The sequence below is a fragment of the Cupriavidus sp. DF5525 genome, assembly GCF_040149425.2.
GTDB classification, from domain to species: domain Bacteria; phylum Pseudomonadota; class Gammaproteobacteria; order Burkholderiales; family Burkholderiaceae; genus Cupriavidus; species Cupriavidus pickettii_A.
Map to the genome: position 1 here is coordinate 686,675 of NZ_CP168265.1, position 18,083 is coordinate 704,757.

At 67.4% G+C, this 18,083-nt stretch carries 19 protein-coding genes; 11 read left to right on the plus strand and 8 right to left on the minus strand.

The window, feature by feature from the left end:
- Positions 1–17: 17 nt before the first annotated feature.
- From fdhF to ABNX08_RS03335, 3 genes are read left to right on the plus strand one after another with little or no spacing between them, the layout of a single operon-like run.
- The gene (gene fdhF, locus ABNX08_RS03325) at positions 18–2,900 is read left to right on the plus strand and encodes a formate dehydrogenase subunit alpha (RefSeq protein ID WP_022533754.1); all 2,883 of its coding nucleotides are present in this window, start codon (positions 18–20) and stop codon (positions 2,898–2,900) included.
- Positions 2,901–2,915: 15 nt separating this feature from the next.
- Positions 2,916–3,782 (plus strand): formate dehydrogenase accessory sulfurtransferase FdhD, encoded by an 867-nt coding sequence (fdhD, locus tag ABNX08_RS03330; RefSeq protein WP_349605652.1) that lies wholly within the window; start codon positions 2,916–2,918, stop codon positions 3,780–3,782.
- The gene (locus tag ABNX08_RS03335) at positions 3,779–4,003 is read left to right on the plus strand and encodes a formate dehydrogenase subunit delta (RefSeq protein ID WP_349605654.1); all 225 of its coding nucleotides are present in this window, start codon (positions 3,779–3,781) and stop codon (positions 4,001–4,003) included. The genes fdhD and ABNX08_RS03335 overlap by 4 nt, the downstream gene beginning before the upstream one ends.
- A 129-nt stretch (positions 4,004–4,132) precedes the next feature.
- On the opposite strand, the gene ABNX08_RS03340 is transcribed toward ABNX08_RS03335, so the two are convergent.
- From ABNX08_RS03340 to ABNX08_RS03350, 3 genes are all read right to left on the minus strand, one after another.
- Positions 4,133–4,828, minus strand: a complete 696-nt coding sequence (locus tag ABNX08_RS03340; RefSeq protein WP_349605656.1) for a transglycosylase domain-containing protein — start codon at positions 4,826–4,828, stop codon at positions 4,133–4,135.
- Between the two features lie 56 nt (positions 4,829–4,884).
- The gene (locus ABNX08_RS03345; protein WP_022533758.1) at positions 4,885–6,420 is read right to left on the minus strand and encodes an anion permease; all 1,536 of its coding nucleotides are present in this window, start codon (positions 6,418–6,420) and stop codon (positions 4,885–4,887) included.
- A gap of 260 nt (positions 6,421–6,680) precedes the next feature.
- Complete coding sequence (locus tag ABNX08_RS03350) at positions 6,681–6,809, minus strand: hypothetical protein (protein WP_349605658.1); 129 nt, start codon at positions 6,807–6,809, stop codon at positions 6,681–6,683.
- 34 nt (positions 6,810–6,843) lie between these two features.
- On the opposite strand from ABNX08_RS03350, the gene ABNX08_RS03355 reads away from it, so the two are divergent.
- The 7 genes from ABNX08_RS03355 to ABNX08_RS03385 all read left to right on the plus strand — a co-directional run bounded on the left by ABNX08_RS03355 (position 6,844) and on the right by ABNX08_RS03385 (position 13,671).
- Positions 6,844–7,089, plus strand: a complete 246-nt coding sequence (locus ABNX08_RS03355; protein ID WP_022533759.1) for an RNA-binding protein — start codon at positions 6,844–6,846, stop codon at positions 7,087–7,089.
- 51 nt (positions 7,090–7,140) lie between these two features.
- A complete protein-coding gene (locus tag ABNX08_RS03360) occupies positions 7,141–8,001 on the plus strand; it encodes a tyrosine-protein phosphatase (protein ID WP_349605660.1) in 861 nt (286 codons plus the stop codon).
- A gap of 243 nt (positions 8,002–8,244) precedes the next feature.
- A complete protein-coding gene (locus ABNX08_RS03365; protein ID WP_349605662.1) occupies positions 8,245–10,629 on the plus strand; it encodes a DUF3141 domain-containing protein in 2,385 nt (794 codons plus the stop codon).
- 50 nt (positions 10,630–10,679) lie between these two features.
- Positions 10,680–11,459 carry an enoyl-ACP reductase FabI gene (fabI, locus tag ABNX08_RS03370; protein ID WP_022533762.1) on the plus strand — a complete coding sequence of 260 codons (780 nt, stop codon included), beginning with the start codon at positions 10,680–10,682 and terminating at the stop codon, positions 11,457–11,459.
- A 79-nt stretch (positions 11,460–11,538) separates the two neighbouring features.
- On the plus strand, positions 11,539–12,333 hold the full coding sequence (locus tag ABNX08_RS03375; protein ID WP_349605663.1) for a TOBE domain-containing protein: 795 nt from the start codon (positions 11,539–11,541) through the stop codon (positions 12,331–12,333).
- Positions 12,334–12,518: 185 nt separating this feature from the next.
- Positions 12,519–13,118 (plus strand): LysE/ArgO family amino acid transporter, encoded by a 600-nt coding sequence (locus tag ABNX08_RS03380; protein WP_349605664.1) that lies wholly within the window; start codon positions 12,519–12,521, stop codon positions 13,116–13,118.
- Between the two features lie 16 nt (positions 13,119–13,134).
- On the plus strand, positions 13,135–13,671 hold the full coding sequence (locus ABNX08_RS03385; protein ID WP_022533765.1) for a class IV adenylate cyclase: 537 nt from the start codon (positions 13,135–13,137) through the stop codon (positions 13,669–13,671).
- Here the strand turns inward: ABNX08_RS03385 and ABNX08_RS03390 are convergent.
- The 5 genes from ABNX08_RS03390 to ABNX08_RS03410 form a co-directional block, all read right to left on the minus strand.
- Positions 13,641–14,363: an ATP-binding cassette domain-containing protein gene (locus ABNX08_RS03390; protein WP_349605666.1), complete on the minus strand. Its 723-nt coding sequence runs from the start codon at positions 14,361–14,363 to the stop codon at positions 13,641–13,643. The genes ABNX08_RS03385 and ABNX08_RS03390 overlap by 31 nt on opposite strands.
- An 8-nt stretch (positions 14,364–14,371) precedes the next feature.
- Positions 14,372–15,085: a molybdate ABC transporter permease subunit gene (gene modB / locus ABNX08_RS03395; protein WP_022533767.1), complete on the minus strand. Its 714-nt coding sequence runs from the start codon at positions 15,083–15,085 to the stop codon at positions 14,372–14,374.
- Between the two features lie 18 nt (positions 15,086–15,103).
- Positions 15,104–15,886: a molybdate ABC transporter substrate-binding protein gene (gene modA / locus ABNX08_RS03400; protein WP_349605667.1), complete on the minus strand. Its 783-nt coding sequence runs from the start codon at positions 15,884–15,886 to the stop codon at positions 15,104–15,106.
- A 209-nt stretch (positions 15,887–16,095) separates the two neighbouring features.
- Positions 16,096–16,290 carry a DUF1059 domain-containing protein gene (locus tag ABNX08_RS03405; protein ID WP_022533769.1) on the minus strand — a complete coding sequence of 65 codons (195 nt, stop codon included), beginning with the start codon at positions 16,288–16,290 and terminating at the stop codon, positions 16,096–16,098.
- A 72-nt stretch (positions 16,291–16,362) separates the two neighbouring features.
- Entirely contained in the window at positions 16,363–17,304 is a 942-nt protein-coding gene (locus tag ABNX08_RS03410) for a 2-hydroxyacid dehydrogenase (RefSeq protein ID WP_022533770.1), read from the minus strand.
- A 199-nt stretch (positions 17,305–17,503) separates the two neighbouring features.
- Here ABNX08_RS03410 and ABNX08_RS03415 point away from each other — a divergent pair, with 199 nt between their 5' ends.
- Complete coding sequence (locus tag ABNX08_RS03415) at positions 17,504–18,064, plus strand: nucleoside 2-deoxyribosyltransferase (RefSeq protein ID WP_349605669.1); 561 nt, start codon at positions 17,504–17,506, stop codon at positions 18,062–18,064.
- The last annotated feature ends 19 nt before the right edge of the window (positions 18,065–18,083 follow it).

Consider the following 18,083-nt stretch of genomic DNA (forward strand, 5'->3'; position numbering starts at 1 on the left):
TCGGGAGACAGATCGCCATGAATGCCCGCAACGAGATCGACTTCGGCACACCCGCCAGCGAATCCACCGAACTGGTCACCCTGGAGGTCGACGGCGTCAGCGTCACCGTGCCCGCCGGCACCTCGGTGATGCGTGCCGCGATGGAAGCCCAGATCGCCGTGCCGAAGCTGTGCGCCACCGACAGCCTCAAATCCTTCGGCTCGTGCCGCTTGTGCCTGGTCGAGATCGAGGGGCGCCGCGGTTATCCGGCATCGTGCACCACGCCGGTCGAAGCCGGCATGAAAGTGAAGACCCAGAGCGACAAGCTGGCCGACCTGCGCCGCGGCGTGATGGAGCTCTATATCTCCGACCACCCGCTCGACTGCCTGACCTGCCCGACCAACGGCAACTGCGAGCTGCAGGACATGGCCGGCGTGGTGGGACTGCGCGAAGTGCGCTACAACGACGGCGGCCCGGAAGCAAAGCCGATTGCCACGCACACAGAGATGAAGAAGGACGAATCCAATCCTTACTTCACCTACGACCCGTCCAAGTGCATCGTCTGCAATCGCTGCGTGCGCGCCTGCGAAGAAACGCAGGGCACCTTCGCGCTGACCATCAGCGGCCGCGGCTTTGACTCGCGCGTCTCGCCCGGCACCAGCCAGTCGTTCATGGAATCGGACTGCGTCTCGTGCGGCGCCTGCGTGCAGGCCTGCCCGACCGCGACGCTGACCGAGACCTCCGTCATCAAGCTCGGCCAGGCTTCGCACAGCACCGTGACCACTTGCGCCTACTGCGGCGTGGGCTGCTCGTTCAAGGCCGAGATGAAGGGCAACGAGGTGGTGCGCATGGTGCCGTACAAGGACGGCAAGGCCAACGAAGGCCACGCCTGCGTCAAGGGCCGCTTTGCCTGGGGCTATGCCACGCACAAGGACCGCATCCTCAAGCCGATGATCCGCGCGAAGATCACCGATCCGTGGCGCGAAGTGTCGTGGGAAGAAGCGATCGACTACGCCGCGTCGCAGTTCAAGCGCATCCAGGCGGAGCACGGCAAGGATTCCATCGGCGGCATCGTGTCGTCGCGCTGCACGAATGAAGAGGGCTACCTGGTCCAGAAGCTGGTGCGCGCCGCCTTCGGCAACAACAACGTCGACACCTGCGCACGCGTATGCCATTCGCCGACCGGCTACGGCCTGAAGCAGACGCTGGGCGAATCGGCCGGCACGCAGACCTTCAAGTCGGTCGAGAAGGCCGACGTGATCATGGTGATCGGGGCCAACCCGACCGACGGCCACCCGGTGTTCGCCTCGCGCATGAAGAAGCGCCTGCGCGCCGGCGCCAGGCTGATCGTGGTCGATCCGCGCCGTATCGACCTGGTCGATTCCCCGCACATCCGCGCCGACTATCACCTGCAGCTGCGCCCTGGCACCAACGTGGCGCTGGTGACGTCGCTGGCGCACGTGATCGTGACCGAAGGCCTGCTCAACGAAGCCTTCATCGCCGAGCGCTGCGAGGACCGCGCGTTCCAGCAATGGCGCGACTTTGTCGCGCTGCCGGAGAACTCGCCGGAGGCAATGGAATCCGTCACCGGCATCCCCGCTGAACAACTGCGCGGTGCCGCCCGCCTGTACGCCACCGGCGGCAACGCGGCCATCTACTACGGCCTGGGCGTGACCGAGCATGCGCAGGGCTCCACCACCGTGATGGGCATCGCCAACCTCGCCATGGCCACCGGCAATATCGGCCGCGAAGGCGTGGGCGTGAATCCGCTGCGTGGTCAGAACAACGTGCAGGGTTCGTGCGATATCGGTTCGTTCCCGCATGAACTGCCGGGCTACCGCCACGTGTCGGACTCGACCACGCGCGGCCTGTTCGAAGCCGCGTGGAATGTCGAGATCAGCCCCGAGCCGGGCCTGCGCATCCCCAATATGTTCGAGGCCGCGCTGGCCGGCAGCTTCAAGGGCCTGTACTGCCAGGGCGAGGACATCGTCCAGTCCGACCCGAACACGCAGCACGTGTCCGAAGCGCTGTCGTCGATGGAATGCATCGTGGTGCAGGACATCTTCCTGAACGAAACTGCCAAGTACGCGCATGTGTTCCTGCCGGGTTCGTCGTTCCTGGAGAAGGACGGCACCTTCACCAATGCCGAGCGCCGCATCTCGCGCGTGCGCAAGGTGATGCCGCCCAAGGCGCGCTATGCCGACTGGGAAGCGACCGTCCTGCTGGCCAATGCGCTGGGCTATCCGATGCACTACAAGCACCCGTCGGAGATCATGGACGAGATCGCGCGCCTGACGCCGACGTTCTCGGGCGTCAACTACAAGCGCCTGGACCAGCTCGGCAGCATCCAGTGGCCGTGCAACGCCGACGCGCCGGAAGGCACGCCGACCATGCATATCGACACCTTCGTGCGTGGCAAGGGTAAGTTCATCATCACCAAGTACGTGCCGACCACCGAGAAGATCACGCGCGCATTCCCGCTGATCCTGACCACCGGGCGCATCCTGTCGCAATACAACGTCGGCGCGCAGACGCGCCGGACCGAGAACGTCCACTGGCACTCCGAAGACCGGCTCGAGATCCATCCGCACGATGCAGAGGAACGCGGCATCAAGGACGGCGACTGGGTCGGCGTGCAGAGCCGGGCCGGCGATACCGTGCTGCGCGCCATCGTCAGCGAGCGCATGCAGCCGGGCGTGGTCTACACCACCTTCCACTTCCCGGAATCCGGCGCCAACGTGATTACCACCGACAACTCGGACTGGGCTACCAACTGTCCGGAATACAAGGTGACCGCGGTGCAGGTGATGCCGGTGGCGCAACCGTCGGCGTGGCAGCAGCAGTACCACGACTTCAATACGCAGCAGCTGCAGTTGCTGGAAGCGGCCAGCGCCGATCCGGCGCAAGCCGCGGCGAACTGAGCGGAGGGTGAAATCATGATGCGCTGCATGCAGTCACCGGAGATTGATCCGGCCGCGTCGGAAGACGCCGTGCCGGCTACGCACAGCACCTTTGCGGTCAACCGCTGGCGCCAGGGCGAAATCATGCTGAGCCCGGACGAAGTGGCCGAGGAAGTGCCAGTCGCGCTGGAGTACAACGGCATCTCGCACGCGGTGATGCTGGCGACGCCGGCCGACCTGGAGGACTTTGCGCTGGGCTTCAGCCTGAGCGAGGGCATTGTGTCCGCGCCGCGCGATGTCTATGACATCGAGGTCGAGATGCGCCAGCACGGTATCGCGGTGCGGCTGGAGATTGCGTCGGAAGCCTTCATGCAGCTCAAGGACCGCCGCCGCTCGCTCGCGGGTCGCACCGGCTGCGGGCTGTGCGGCACCGAGTCGCTGGAGCAGGTGATGCGCATGCCGGCACCGGTGCAGAGCGATGTCAGCTTCCACACCGACGTGATCCAGGCTGCATTTGTGCAGCTGCAGCTGCGGCAGGAGCTGCAGCGCCACACCGGCGCCACGCACGCCGCGGCGTGGCTGCGCGCAGACGGCCATGTCTCGCTGGTGCGCGAGGATGTGGGGCGCCACAACGCGCTGGACAAGCTGGCGGGCGCGCTCGCGCGCAGTGGCGAGGATATCGCCAGCGGCGCGGTGCTGGTCACCAGCCGCGCCAGCTATGAAATGGTGCTGAAGACCGCAGCCATCGGCGCCGGCCTGCTGGCGGCCGTGTCCGCGCCCACCGCGCTGGCTGTACGGCTGGCGGAGCAGTCCAACATCACGCTGGCCGGCTTCGTGCGCGCTGGTGCGCACGTGGTGTACGCCCATCCCCAACGTTTGCAACACGAAGCGAGCCTGGCATGAATGTCGACAACCTGATTACCATGGCCAACCAGATTGGCAGCTTCTTTGAGGCGATGCCGGATCGGGAGGAGGCTGTTTCGGATATTGCCGGGCATATCAAGCGGTTTTGGGAGCCGCGGATGCGGAAGGCGTTGCTTGGGCATGTGGATGCCGAGGCCGGCAATGGGCTGCTTGAGATTGTGCAGGAGGCGGTGGGGAGGTATCGGGGGATGTTGGAGTGAGAAACATCTTTTGGGATGATCGACGGCCCGGCGCTGCTGGTGACATGTTGTCGCTGTTGAAGCGCTGGGTTCAAACATCGACAACATGTCACAAGCAGCGACCAGCCGTCGAGCATCTACCAGCCCCCTTCACCTAAGCCTCAACGGCTCCAACAACGCACCGTCATACTCCCCTCGCGAAATCCTCCCAAGCTCCAGCATCCGATGCAGGATATAAGCCTGCCGCTGCCGCGCCCGCCTGGGATTAGCCACCGGATTGTTCGCCGACGGCGCCTTTGGTAACCCCGCCAACATCGCGCACTCCGCCAACGTCAGCTGATCCAGCGGCTTGCCGAAATAAGTCCGCGCCGCATCGGCGAATCCATACGCCCCCTGTCCCAGGTAGATCTTGTTCATATACAGCTCAAGGATCTCATCCTTGCTCAGCGCCTTCTCGATGCGGTAGGACAGCAGCACCTCATAGAGCTTGCGCGTATAGGTCTTGTCGCGCGACAGGTAGAAATTCCGCGCCACCTGCATGGTGATGGTCGACGCCCCCTGCGACAGGTCATCCGACAGGTTGGCAATCCCCGCTCGAATCACGCCGACATAGTCGATCCCGTCATGCACATAGAACCGCTCATCCTCGATCGCGATCACCGCGTCCGTCAGTTCGCGCGGGATCTTGTCGAAGGGCACGTAGTCGGGCGTGCGGCGGAACGCAGTGAGCGCATCGAGCGACGGCAATTGCCGGTCGACAGCCAGGATGGCGATGGTGGCGAGCAACGTGCCGCCGATCACGGCGAGCACCAGCAGCTTGATGAAGGCGGACCAGAGGCTTTTCATGCCGCATATTGTGCCAGCGCGCGGCGGCGAGGTCGCCAAACCGCCGCCGCCGCTCCCTACACCCAGCCCAGCCAGCGCCAGTACGTCGCCGCGAACAGCAGCATCATGGCGTAGCCCACGATCGTCACCGGGATGCCGATGCGCGCGAACTGCCGGCCGTTGAAGGTCTCGGTGCCCAGGCACACCATGTTCTGCGGCGCGTTGATCGGCAGGATAAACCCGAAGCTCACCGTGTAGCCCAGCAGCATGGTCATGCCGACGCGGTTGATGTCGCCCGGCAGCGTCTGCAGCACCGAGATCAGGATCGGCAGCATCGCCGCGGTCAGCGCGGTGGCGCTGGCAAAGCCCAGGTGGATCAGGATCAGGAAGGCGGCAAGGATGGCGAACACCATCACCGGACCCTGCGTGGCCAGGCCTGAATGCGCGACCACGAACTTGCCGAGCCACTGGCCGGCCTGCGTGCTCAGCAGCGCGGTGCCCAGGCTGATGCCGACGCCGAACACGATCAGCGTGCCCCACGGCGTGCGTTGCTGCATGGTCTTCCAGTCCATCACGCCGATGCGCGGCAGCATCAGGATCACCAGGCCGACGAAGGTCACGGTGGCGGTGTCGAAGCTGTGGAGCTTGCCTTCAGTCGCCCAGAACAGCAGCAGGCCGATCGAGACCGCGGCCAGCCGCTTCTGCGGCCCGGTCATGGGGCCGAGCGCGGACAGTTCGCGCTGCACCGCTTCCTTGCCGCCGGGGATGGCGTCGGTCTCGGCAGGCAGCAGGAAGCGCACCAGGAAGTACAGCACAACGGACATCACGATGGCCCACGGCGCGCCGGCGATCAGCCATTGCAGCCAGGTGATGCGCTCGCCCAGCAGCTTGTCCATGAAGCCCACCGTCAGCAGGTTCTGCGCCGCGGCGGTCTGGATGCCGACGTTCCAGATGCTGGTGGCCTGCGCCACGGTGATCATGATGCCGGCGGCGATATTGGATTTCTTGTCGACCCCGAAGGCAGCGATCACGCCCATCATGATCGGCACCACGCAGGCGCTGCGCGCGGTGGCGCTCGGCACCACCAGGCTCAGCGCGATGGTGACGGCAATGGTGCCGACCAGGATGCGGCGCGTGCTGGTGCCGATGGCCGACAGCGTGACCAGCGCGATGCGGCGGTCCAGCCCCGTCACGGTCATCGCCGCCGAGATAAACAGCGCCGCGGCGACTAGCGCCAGCGCGGTATTGGAGAAGCCGGCCAGCGCCATGCCCAACGCGCGCGAGGTGCCGTACAGCACGTTGGGGTCGTTGACGGTCGGCGCAAAGCCGATCAGCCCCGCCATCAGCGAGGTGATCATGATCGCGCTGGTCTCGTACGAGACCGCTTCGGTGATCCACACCACGATGGCAAAGGCCAGGATCGCGAGCATGCGGTGGCCGGCGACGGTCAGGCCTTCAGGCAGCGGGATCGCCAGCACGCCGATCAGCACGGTGACGGCGACATAGAGGCCCCAGTGCAGCGTCACCTTGGGCGCGGCTGGAACGACTGCTGCAGTGGGCGGGGCGGGCGGCGTGGGAGTGGCCGCGGAGGCGGTGGAGGAAGTGTCGGGCATCGCCATCATCCTTGTGGTTGATGATCCTCGTTGGACACCACGGCACGGACTGCTCTCGGCGATCGGGCGGCGCACCGGCGCGAAGTACCGGCGGGTTGCCGGCGCGGCGGGCAATGTCGGTCGCGAGATGGCATCCGCGTTGTGCGTGCTGCTAGCGGCCGGGCTTTTGACGCGGCCGCCGCGTCGACTAGGAATTCTCTGATGTGACGAGGAGGCTGTCGAGGCCGTGCGGCGCCTGTTTGCGCCGGCCATGACGTAGATCAAGTTTTGCTATAGGTGACGGATTTCTGAGCCGCTTCCGGCATCCCAACCTGTAAACGCAGGCGCTGCAACGCCTCGCGGCGGTTGCCGGACACCATGCGCACCGCCGCCTCGCGCGGGTGATGCATGCGTCGGGGTGATCTGAAATAATTGGAGCCGATGATGAAGGTTTTAGTACGCGGGCTGAAGGCAGGACTCAGTGCAGCGGCGCTGCACAAGGCACTCGCACGGTACGCCAGCATCCGCTCGGTGGAACTGGTGGAGGCCGGTGACCCGAAGCATCCGTGGGCTTGGGTCGATATCGACGCCAGCGCACTCGCGGTGTGGAAGCTGGTGGCGAAGCTGGACCGGCGCTATATCGCCGGGTGCCATCTGCGCTGGCATGTGCCGGCCTACCGGAGCCGCTGAACTTGCTGCAGCGCACGAGCCCGCCTCGACAAGAACAGTCAGGGAACAACAATGACCAAGTGGATTCACCGGGCGGGCTTGCTGCACGCCCATGCGGTCGTGCCGCCGGCACCGGCGGCAGGCATCGACGGGGCTGTCAGCGAAATCAGCAACGGCACTGCCAGCAACGCCATTCAGGCAGAGCTTATTTTCGACACCATCAGCAACGCGCGCGACCTCGGCGGCCTGGCCGGCGCCGATGGCCACCGGGTGCGCCACGGCCGGCTGTACCGCAGCGGCAACCCGGCGCTGGCCAGCGCCGCGGATCTTGACCGGCTGCATGCGCTGGCACTCGACATGGTGGTGGACTTCCGCTCGCCCGGCGAGAAATCGCCCGACGAGGCTGCCTTCGGCCAGCGCTTCCGCTGGATGGCGGTGCCGGTGCTGGACGGCAGCATGGCGATGGATGTGCTGATGCCGCGCCTGCGCGCCAGCACGCCGGCGCAGATGGATGCCTTCATGCTGGAGGTCTACCGCGACTTCCCGGGGCGCTACCGCGACGCCTTCGCCGGCTTTATGCGCACCGCGCAGGGCGGCAAGACGCTGCTGTTCCACTGCACCGCGGGCAAGGACCGCACCGGCTTTGCCTCGCTGCTGCTGCTGGCGGCGCTGGGCGTGGCGCAGGACGACATCCTGGCCAACTACCTGGAATCGAACCGGCGCAACGCGCAGTTCAATGAGACGGCGCTGGCGCGCATGGGGCAGCTCGGTGTGCCGGCTGAAGTGATGATGCCGCTGCTGGAAGTCCGCGCCAGCTATCTCGATGCCTCGGTGCAGGCCATCGAGCAGGGGTGGGGCAGCCTGGACAACTACCTGCGCGACGCGCTGGAGGTCGACGTCGCGCAGCTGCGCGAACACTACCTGGCCGGCTGAAGCGCGGCCAGTTCCCCGTCTTGCTGCAACGCGCAAGCGCAATGGGCCAGTATAGGCGACGAATTTATCGCTGCGATGACGGGCTCGGGCGGCCCGCCGTGCGGCTTCACGCACACCCGTTCGCGGCTTGCAGCACTCCCAGGCGGCTGCTAGGCTTGTTTTAGTTGCAATGCAACATGCGTCACTCCGGCTGCGCCGACAGCGCGCAAACGCCCGGCAGCGGCGCCAATCGGGGGAAGTGGAATGACCGCACGCATACCCGCCGGGCCGCCGCAGGGCGGCTCCGCACAAGCACCCTCCACCAGCCAGCCCGCAGGCGCCGCCAATCCGTTCGCGGCATTGGGCCAGCCGGCGCTGGAATACTTCACCGACGCCTGGCAGCGCACCGTGCTGCTGCTCGATATCCTGCGCCAGCGCGGCAACGAGTCCGCCGAGCATGAGCGCGAGGGCATGCCGGCCGTGCTGGTGTTCGAACACGAACTGCTGGCCGACGGCCGCGAACTGCCCGAGCCCGTCAACTACGCGCTGCTGCGCATCGTGCCGCCGGCCGACAGCCCGACCGATCCCGCCAAGCGCGCCTTCGTGGTGATTGACCCGCGCGCGGGCCACGGCCCCGGCATCGGCGGCTTCAAGACCGACAGCGAGATCGGCATCGCGCTGCGCAGCGGGCATCCGTGCTACTTCGTCACCTTCTTCCAGGAGCCCTGCCCGGGGCAGACCATCGAATCGGTGGCGCGCGCCGAGGCCGCCTTCCTGAAGATTGTCGGCGAGCGCCACCCGGACGCACCGGGCAAGCCCTTCGTGGTCGGCAACTGCCAGGCCGGCTGGGCGCTGATGATCCTGGCCGCGGTCGCGCCCGAGCGCACCGGGCCGCTGCTGGTGGCGGGCGCGCCGCTGGCGTACTGGTCGGGCGTGCGCGGGCGCAACCCGATGCGCTACAGCGGCGGGCTGCTGGGCGGCTCGTGGCTGGCCTCGCTGACCGCCGACATGGGCAACGGCCGCTTCGACGGTGCCTGGCTGGTGCAGAACTTCGAGCAGCTCAATCCTGCCAACACGCTGTGGCAGAAGCTTTACGACGTCTACGCCAAGGCCGATACCGAAGGCCCTCGCTTTCTCGAGTTCGAGCGCTGGTGGGGCGGCCACTTCCTGATGAACCGCGACGAGATCGACTGGATCGTGCAGAACCTGTTCGTCGGCAACCGGCTGACCGCGGGCGAGGTGCACAGCAGCGACGGCAAGACCGTAGTGGACCTGCGCAACATACGCTCGCCGGTAATCGTCTTCGCGTCCTGGGGAGACAACATCACGCCGCCGCAGCAGGCGCTGAACTGGATTCCGGACCTGTACCCCACCGACGAGGAACTGGTCGCCAACGACCAGGTGATCGTCTACTGCCTGCACCCGACCGTGGGCCACCTGGGCATCTTCGTGTCCGCCGGCGTGGCCAACCGCGAGCACAGCGAGCTGTTCTGCGCGCTGGACCTGATCGACGTGCTGCCGCCGGGCCTGTACGAGGCCAGGATCGAGGATGTCGCCCCCGACCTGCCGCACCGCGACCTGGTCGAAGGGCGCTACCTGATCCGCTTCGAGCGCCGTAGCGTGGCCGACATCCTGGCGCTGGACGATGGCCGTGACGATGAGCGCCCCTTCGAGGTGGTGCGCCGCGTGGCCGAGATCAACCAGCATATCTACGACACCTTCGTTTCGCCGTGGGTGCGCGCGATGTCCAATGAATTCAGCGCGCAATGGATGCGCGCGCTGCACCCCGCGCGGCTGGAGCGCGCGGTGGCGACCGACATGAACCCGTGGATGTCCTGGATCGGCGCGATGGCGCCGATGGTGCGCGCGAACCGCACGCCGGTATCGCCGGACAACCCGTTGCTGACGATGGAGAAGGCGGCCTCGGCGCAGATCATCAGCGCGCTCGATCAGTTCCGCGATGCACGCGACGCGTGGTACGAGCGGGCCTTCGAGGCGATCTACGGCTCGCCGGTGATGGCGGCGCTGGTGGGCCTGCGCGCGCAGGCGCCGGTCAACGTGGAATCGCCCGTCACCGTGGCGCTGCGCAGGGAGCTGGCGGAGCGCCGGCTGAGCGATGCCGAGGCGTCGATCGGGCAGGGCGGCCCGCTGGAAGCCTTCGTGCGCGTGCTGGCCTATGTGGCCGACCGCCCGAGTTCCATCGAGGAACGCCCCTTCAACCTGCTGCGCCGCATGGCACGCGAGCAGCCCGAGGGCGCGTGGCATGCCGACCTGGTGACCTTCAAGGCAGCAGTGCGCCAGCAGAGCTTTATCGTGCGGCTCGATCCGAAGCGGGCGATCCAGGCGTTGCCGGCGCTGGTGCCGGATCGCGACACGCGCCGCAGGCTGATGATGGCGGCGCATCGCGTGATGACGGTCAACGGCCCGCTGGATGGCGAGCGGCTGGCGCGCTATCGCGAGGTCGCCGAGGTGATGGGCACCGGGCATGCGCCGGAGGTTGCGGATAATGCCGGGCGTGCCGACGCAGCGGAGGGCGCGCAGGATGGGGTGCTGCCCGACGAGCACCCGCAGGCCGGCAAGCCGCAGGCCTCGCGCGCGGTGCCGCCGCGCAAGCCGGCTGCGGGCACACCGCCACGGCCACGCAATTGAGCGCCTGCAAATGCTTACTCATCGCGCCTGATGTCATCCCGGAGCCAGCCATGGTCAACGTATCCAATCCGCCGCTTGACGGCGCCCGTGTGCTGGTGGTCGGCGTGGCCAATGCCGAGTCGATCGCGTGGGGCTGCGCAAAAGCGTTTCGCGAACTCGGCGCGCAGGTCGCCATGACCTATCTGAACGACAAGGCCTATCCGCACGTGGCGCCGCTGGCCGAGGCCGTGCAGGCGCCGATCCTGATGCCGCTCAATGTGGAAGACGCCGGGCAGATGGAGGCGCTGTTCGCACGCATCCAAAGCGTGTGGGGCGGCCTCGACTCGGTGGTGCATTCGGTCGCGTTCGCGCCCAGGGCCGACCTGCAGGGCGGCCTGCTGAACTCGTCGGCCGAGGGATTCGCGCGCGCCATGGATATCTCGTGCCACTCGTTCATCCGCATGGCGCGCCATGCGGTGCCGCTGATGAAGGAAGGCGGCACGCTGTTCGCAATGAGCTATGAAGGCGCCAACCGCGTGGTGCCCAACTACGACCTGATGGGGCCGGTCAAGGCCGCGCTGGAAGCGAGCTGCCGCTACCTGGCGCATGAGCTGGGACCGAAGGGCATCCGCGTCCACGCGATCTCGCCGGGGCCGCTGAAGACCCGCGCGGCGTCGGGGCTGAAGGACTTCGACCTGCTGCTGGCCGAAGCCGCCGGCCGCGCGCCGCTGGGCGAGCTGGTCGACATCATGGATGTGGGCTTCGCCACCGCCTATCTGGCCACGCCGTATGCACGCCGCATCTCCGGCAATACGGTGTATGTGGATGGCGGCGTGCACATCATGGCATAGGGCCTCGAACCAACGCGGAATCGGATTACCATAGCCGCGTTTCCCACTTCTTCGCGGCGCCTGCGGGCGCCTCGCAACCATGCTCGAACTCCAGGGAGCCATCTGGTTCCGCTCCGGCTCGCAAGACTGGGGCGGCAAGGACCGCATCGCGCTGCTCGCCGCGATCGGCGAACAAGGCTCGATCACCGCGGCCGCGCGCGCCGTCGGCATCAGCTACAAGGCCGCATGGGATGCCATCGACGCGATGAACAACAGCGCCGGCGAGCCGCTGGTGGTGCGCGCCGCCGGCGGCAAGGGCGGCGGCGGCACGCGGCTGACCGCGCGCGGCGAGCAACTGATCCGCACCTATCGTGCGCTCGAGGATGAGCACCGGCGCTTTCTTGCGCAGCTGTCCCGGCTGGGCGAAGGTGCGGCCGAAGATGTCCATCTGATGAGGAGGATGATGATCAAGACCAGTGCGAGGAACAAGCTGTTCGGGCGCGTTGCCAGCGTGCGCGGCGGCGCGGTCAATGACGAGGTTGTGCTGGAGTTGCCTGGCGGGCAGCGGGTGGTTGCCACCATTACGCATGAGAGTGTCGAGACGCTGGAACTGGCTGAAGGTGTCGAAGCGTTTGCGCTGATCAAGGCGTCTTCGGTGCTGGTGGGGTTGCCGGATCCGGGGATGCGGTTGTCGGCGCGCAATCAGTTGCCTGGGGTGGTGTCGCGGGTGATGCCGGGGGCAGTGAATGCCGAGGTGGTGATCGAGCTGGATGGTGGCGGGACGATTGCGGCGATCGTGACCAATGGGAGCGTGGAGGCGTTGGGGCTGCAGGTGGGTTTGCCTGCGGTGGCGTTGTTCAAGGCCTCTAGTGTGATTCTGGGCGTGGTGGGGTAGCGCGCCGAGTCGAGCCCAGAGTCATCGCCTGCCGGCGGTTTGCTCCCCTCTCCCGCATGCGGGGAGAAGGGCAGGGGGAGAGGGCAGGCCTTAGGGAAGCACGACAAGCGTCAAGATGCTGCAACGAGCGGCGCAAGGGTTGCATGCAATAATAAGCACCCAAAAAAACAGCCGTTCCACAACCAATGCATGCCGCCCTGGCCGGCTTCTCCCTCGGCCTTTCCCTGATCCTTGCCATCGGTTCCCAGAATGCCTTCGTACTGCGGCAAGGGCTGCGGCGCGAGCATGTGTTCTGGGTAAGCCTGGTGTGCGCACTCTCGGATGCGCTGCTGATCCTGCTGGGCGTGTCCGGCTTTGCCGTGATGATCCGCAAGCTGCCGTGGCTGGATACGGCGATGCGCTATGGCGGCGCGGCCTTCCTGATCTGGTATGGCGCGCGCAGTTTCCTGGCTGCGTGGCGCTCGAACGCGGTGCTGGACCCGAGCGATGCCGCACCGCGCCCGCTGGGCGCGACGCTGGCGGTGTGCCTGGCATTCACCTGGCTCAATCCCCACGTGTACCTCGACACGGTGATGCTGATCGGCTCGGTGTCGACGCAGTTCGCCGGACATGCGACGGAATTCGCCGCGGGCGCGATGACCGCCTCGTTCCTGTTCTTCTTTTCGCTGGGCTATGGCGCGGCGCTGCTGCGGCCGGTGTTTGCGCGGCCGCGCGCGTGGCAGGTGCTGGAAGTGGTGATCGGCGTCACCATGTGGGTGATTGCCGCGCGCCTGCTGCTCGGCTGATTGCACGGAGACCTGTATGCCAAGAAACGTAGAGATCAAGGCCCGCATCGACAGCGTAGAGACCGTGCTACCTCGCGCTGCGGCACTGGCCGATCAAGGTCCCGAATACATCCGCCAGGATGATACCTTCTTCCAGTGCGCCAACGGGCGGCTCAAACTGCGCGAGTTCGCGCCCGACCATGGCGAGCTGATCTTCTACGCGCGCGCTGACGAGGCTGGCCCCAAGGAGAGCTTCTACATCCTGTCGCCGACGCGTTCCCCCGATACGTTGCGCGCCGCGCTGGCCGCCGCGCATGGCGAAGGCGGACGCGTGCGCAAGCTGCGCACGCTCTACCTGGCCGGCCGCACGCGCGTCCACCTGGACCGGGTCGAGGCGCTGGGCGATTTCCTGGAGCTGGAAGTGGTGCTGGCCGACGAGGAACGCGTGGAGGACGGCGTGGCCGAGGCGCACGCGCTGCTGGCGCGGCTCGGCATCCCGGCGTCGAACCTGATCGAAGGCGCCTACGTCGACCTGCTGCGCGCTCAGGCCATGCGCGCCGACACCGGCGCGTAGACCGGCGGATGTTGGCGGCTGGTGCCGCTGCCGAAGATGCGGCCTTCGCGGATTTCCAGCACGTGGTCGCCCAGGGCCTCCACGTCGGCGGGATCGTGCGAGATCACCAGCATCGGCACATCGAGGCTGGCCTGCAGCGCGCGCAGCTCGGCGCGCATGCGTGCGCGCAGTGCGGGATCCAGCGCGGAGAAGGGTTCGTCCAGCAGCACGATATCCGGCTGCGCCACCAGCGCGCGCGCCAGCGCCACGCGCTGTTTCTGGCCGCCGGAGATCTCGGCGGGATAGTTGCCGACGATATCGGCCAGGCCGAAGGCATCGATCCAGCGCTGTGCTTCCGGGTGCATCGCAGCGCGGCGCGGGTTGCGCCAGCCGCGCGACAGGCCGAAGGCGATGTTCTGCCCGACGGTCAGGTGCGGGAACAGCGCATATTCCTGGAACAGGTAGGCCACGCGGCGGTCTTGCGGCCGTATGTCGATGCCCGCCTCAGCATCGAACAGCGTGCGTCCGTTCAGCACGATGCGGCCGCTGTCGGGCGCCAGCAGGCCGGCAATGGCGCGCAGCGTCAGGCTCTTGCCCGCTCCCGAGGGGCCGAACAGCGCGATGCGGTGGCTCGCCGAATCGAAATCGATATCCAGCGCGAAATGCCGGTCGGCCGACACCATCTGCTTGCGGATGCTGACATGCATGCTCATGGTGCGGCTCAGCGGAAGACACGAGGGCGCAGGCGCCGGCGTTCGTAAAGGTGGGCGGGATTGCGCGCGGCCGCCGGCACCAGCCGCCCCGCGACCACCAGCAAGAGCACGCAGGTGACCGAGGTCACCAGTACCAGCAGGTTGGCGGTGTTGTCGTCGCCGGCCTGCACGGCTTCATAGATGGCCACCGACAGCGTCTGCGTGCGCCCGGGCAGGTTGCCCGCGATCATCAGCGTCGCGCCGAACTCGCCCAGCGCCCGCGCAAAGGCCAGCAGCACGCCGGCGATGATGCCGCGCGCGGCCAGCGGCAGCGTGACGCGGAAGAAGATGCCGGCCTCGGGCACGCCCAGGACGCGTGCGGCATTTTCCAATTGATGATCCACGCCTTCAAACGCGGCGCGCGCGGACTTGAGCACCAGCGGGAAGGCGACGATGGTGGAGGCCAGCACCGCGCCCTGCCAGGTGAAGACCAGTTCGATGCCCAGCCGCGCCAGCCACTCGCCAAATACGCCACGCCGGCCCACCAGCACCAGCAGGTAGTAGCCCAGCACGGTGGGCGGCAGCACCAGCGGCAGCGTCAGCACCGCATCGACCACGTCGCGCAGGGGCGAGCGCCAGCGCGCCAGCGCCCACGCCGCGCCGACGCCGAGCACGGCGTTCAGCGCGGTGGCCCAGCCAGCCACCTTCAGCGACAGCAGCAGCGGTACCCAGACGGCGTCCATGGTGCGCGGGTTGCGTGGTCAGGGCTTCTGGAAGCCGTAGCGCGACAGGATCGCCTGGCCTTCGGGCGAGGCGACGTAGTCGACGAACTGCGCGGCTTCCTTCTGCTGGCGCGACTGGCTGGTGACGGCGATGGGATAGGTCACCGGCGTGCGGCTCGGCACGCGCACGGCGACCCTGACCTTGTCCGGCATCACCGCTGCATCGGTGGCGAAGACAAAGCCGGCTTCGACCTCGCCGCGCGCCACGTAGTCCAGGCTCTGGCGCACGTTCTGCGCCGGCACGCCCTTGGCGGTGACGGCATCCCACAGCCCGGCCGCTTCCAGCGCGCCGCGCGTGTAGCGGCCCACCGGCACCGATGCCGGGTTGCCATAGGCGATGCGCTTGACCTCGGGGCGCATCAGGTCCTGCAGCGAGCCGATCGCCAGCTTGCTGTCCGATGGCACGATCAGTACCACCTGGTTGGCGGCAAAGTTGCGGCGCGAGGCCGGGGCGATCACCTTCTCGGCCTCGGCCTTGTTCATCGCTTCCTGGTCGGCGGAGGCGAACACATCGGCCGGCGCGCCCTTGACGATCTGCTGCATCAGCACGTCCGAGGCGCCGAAGTTGAGCACCACCTGCGTGCCGGGATGGGCGCGCTGGTACGACTCGGCCAGCGACTTGAAGGCGTTGGTCAGGCTGGAGGCGGCGGAGACCACCAGGTCGGCGCCGAAGGCGGGCGGGGCGGCGAGGGCCAGCGCGGCGGCGGCGCCCGCCAGCAGGCGCGGCAGCATCCCGCAGCGGCGGGAACGGAAAGCGGACATCGGGAATCCTTGGGAAGCTCTGGCCAGCGGCGCCGTGGGGGCGGCCGCTGGAGTGTCAGGCGCAATATAAGTCTGTATATAGCGCTGCGTCAATGATGCGCCATGACGGCTGTCATGGGTATTCGGCCTGACTCAAGTGCTGTATCAGGAGCTGCGAATGAGCCCCAGGGCGGGGGCCGGCGCCCGCGCGGGCGCCAGCCTTGCCGGCTTCATGCCGGCGGGGTGCCTTCCTTGAACAACGATTTCAACTGAGTGCGCAGTTCAGGGGTGTCCTGATGCTTGTGCACCGCCACCGCATGCTGGACCGCGGCTTCGAGCAGTTCGTCCTCGCTGTCGGCGCTCAGCGCAACCGTGCAGTTGGTTTCGCTCGGGAACTCGCGGCAATCGATAAATTTGCGTGCCATATTGCCCTCCAGACCCCGGCCCGCAGGGTGAAATGAAGCCGGTGCATCCAGTATAGGCAGGGCGACAGGTCGCTACAGCACCGGCGTCAGCACCTTGCCGTTCGTGAGGAATGCATCCAGGTTCTGCAGCGTCAGCGCGGTCATGGCGGCGCGCGTCTCGTGCGTGCCGCTGGCCATGTGCGGGGCCATCACGACATTGTCCAGCGCCAGCAGCGCGGGCGGTACCTTGGGCTCGTCCTGGAACACGTCCAGCCCCGCGCCGCCCAGGCGGCCTTCGACCAGCGCCGCCACCAGCGCCGCTTCGTCGATCACGCTGCCGCGCGAGACATTGACCAGGATGCCTTTGGGCCCGAGCGCGTCGATAACCTCGCGCGACACCAGACCGGCGGTTGCCGGGCCGCCGACGCAGGTCACCACCAGGAAGTCGGCCCACGTGGCCAGCGCCTTCAGGTCGGGCTCGAAGCGCCACGGTGCACCCTCGCGCGGGCGGCGGTTGTTGTAGGCGATCTCCATGTCGAAGCCCTGCGCGCGGCGCGCCACGATCTCGCCGATACGGCCGAGCCCGAGGATGCCGAGTTTCTTGCCCGACGCGCGCGTCGTCAGCGGGAAGCCGCCCTGCGGCCAACGCCCCGCGCGCACGAAGCGGTCGCCATATGCAATGCCGCGCGCGGCGTCGAGCAGCAGGCCGAAGGCCAGGTCGGCCACGCAATCGTTGAGCACGTCGGGCGTGTTGCTGACCTGGATGCCGCGCGCACGGGCCGCGTCCAGCGCAATCGAGTCATAGCCCACGCCGAAGCTGACGATGGCCTCCAGCCGCGGCAGCGCATCGATCAGCGCGGCGCTGCAGCCATGGCGCGCCGAGGTCACCACCACGCGCACCTGCTGCCCCTCGCTGCCCGCCCAGGCCAGCGGATCGGCCTGTTGCCACAGCGCGGCGACGCCGTATTGCTGCTGGAGGGTGGCGTTGGTCTGCGGCGCGAGCGGGCCGACCTGGAGGATCTGGGGAGCGGACATGGGAAGAGCGGAAGTCGTTGGGATAGGCGGGCAGGGCGTCGGCCCTGACGGGCAATGGTAGCGCAGGGTCACGTGCCGCGCAGGCGGCGGCAAAGCGCAGCGGACTTGCGCGCGTGCAAGATTGTGCGATGTTCGGGCACGCGGGGCGGCACCGCCGGGTTATGCTGCGGGCGTCCTCTTTTCCTGCCTCCCACGTGCCATGAAAACCATCTACCTTGCTGGCTTTGACGTCTTTCGCAAGGATGCGCTCGCCTGGGGCGAGCATCTCAAGGCGCTGTGCGCCGCGCACGGTTTCACCGGCCTGTACCCGCTCGACAAGTCCGCGCCACAGGGCCTGTCGGGCCAGGACACCGCGCGCTGGGTCTATGACGCCAATATCGCGCTGCTGCGCCGCGCCGACATGGTGGTGGCCAACCTCGACGATTTCCGCGGGCCGGGCGAGCCGGATTCCGGCACGGCGTTCGAGGTGGGTTTTGCGGTGGCGCTGCAGAAGCCGGTGTGGGGCTACAGCGCGGATGCGGGCACGCTGCGCGAGCGGGTCACGGTGGTGACCGATGAAGCAGGGCGGCCGCTGGATGCGCGCGGGTTTGTGGTGGAAGATTTCGGGTTCGGCAAGAACCTGATGCTGGCGTGTTCCGTGAAGCTGGTGCAGGGCGGGGCGGCGGAGTGCCTGGCGGCGATGGCCGCGGCGGACCGGCGTCGCGCCGCTGAAGCCGCCGCGCGGCGGGAGCGGGATCTGGCGGCCTGGGGGGATGACTGACGGCGCTGTCGTTTCTCTC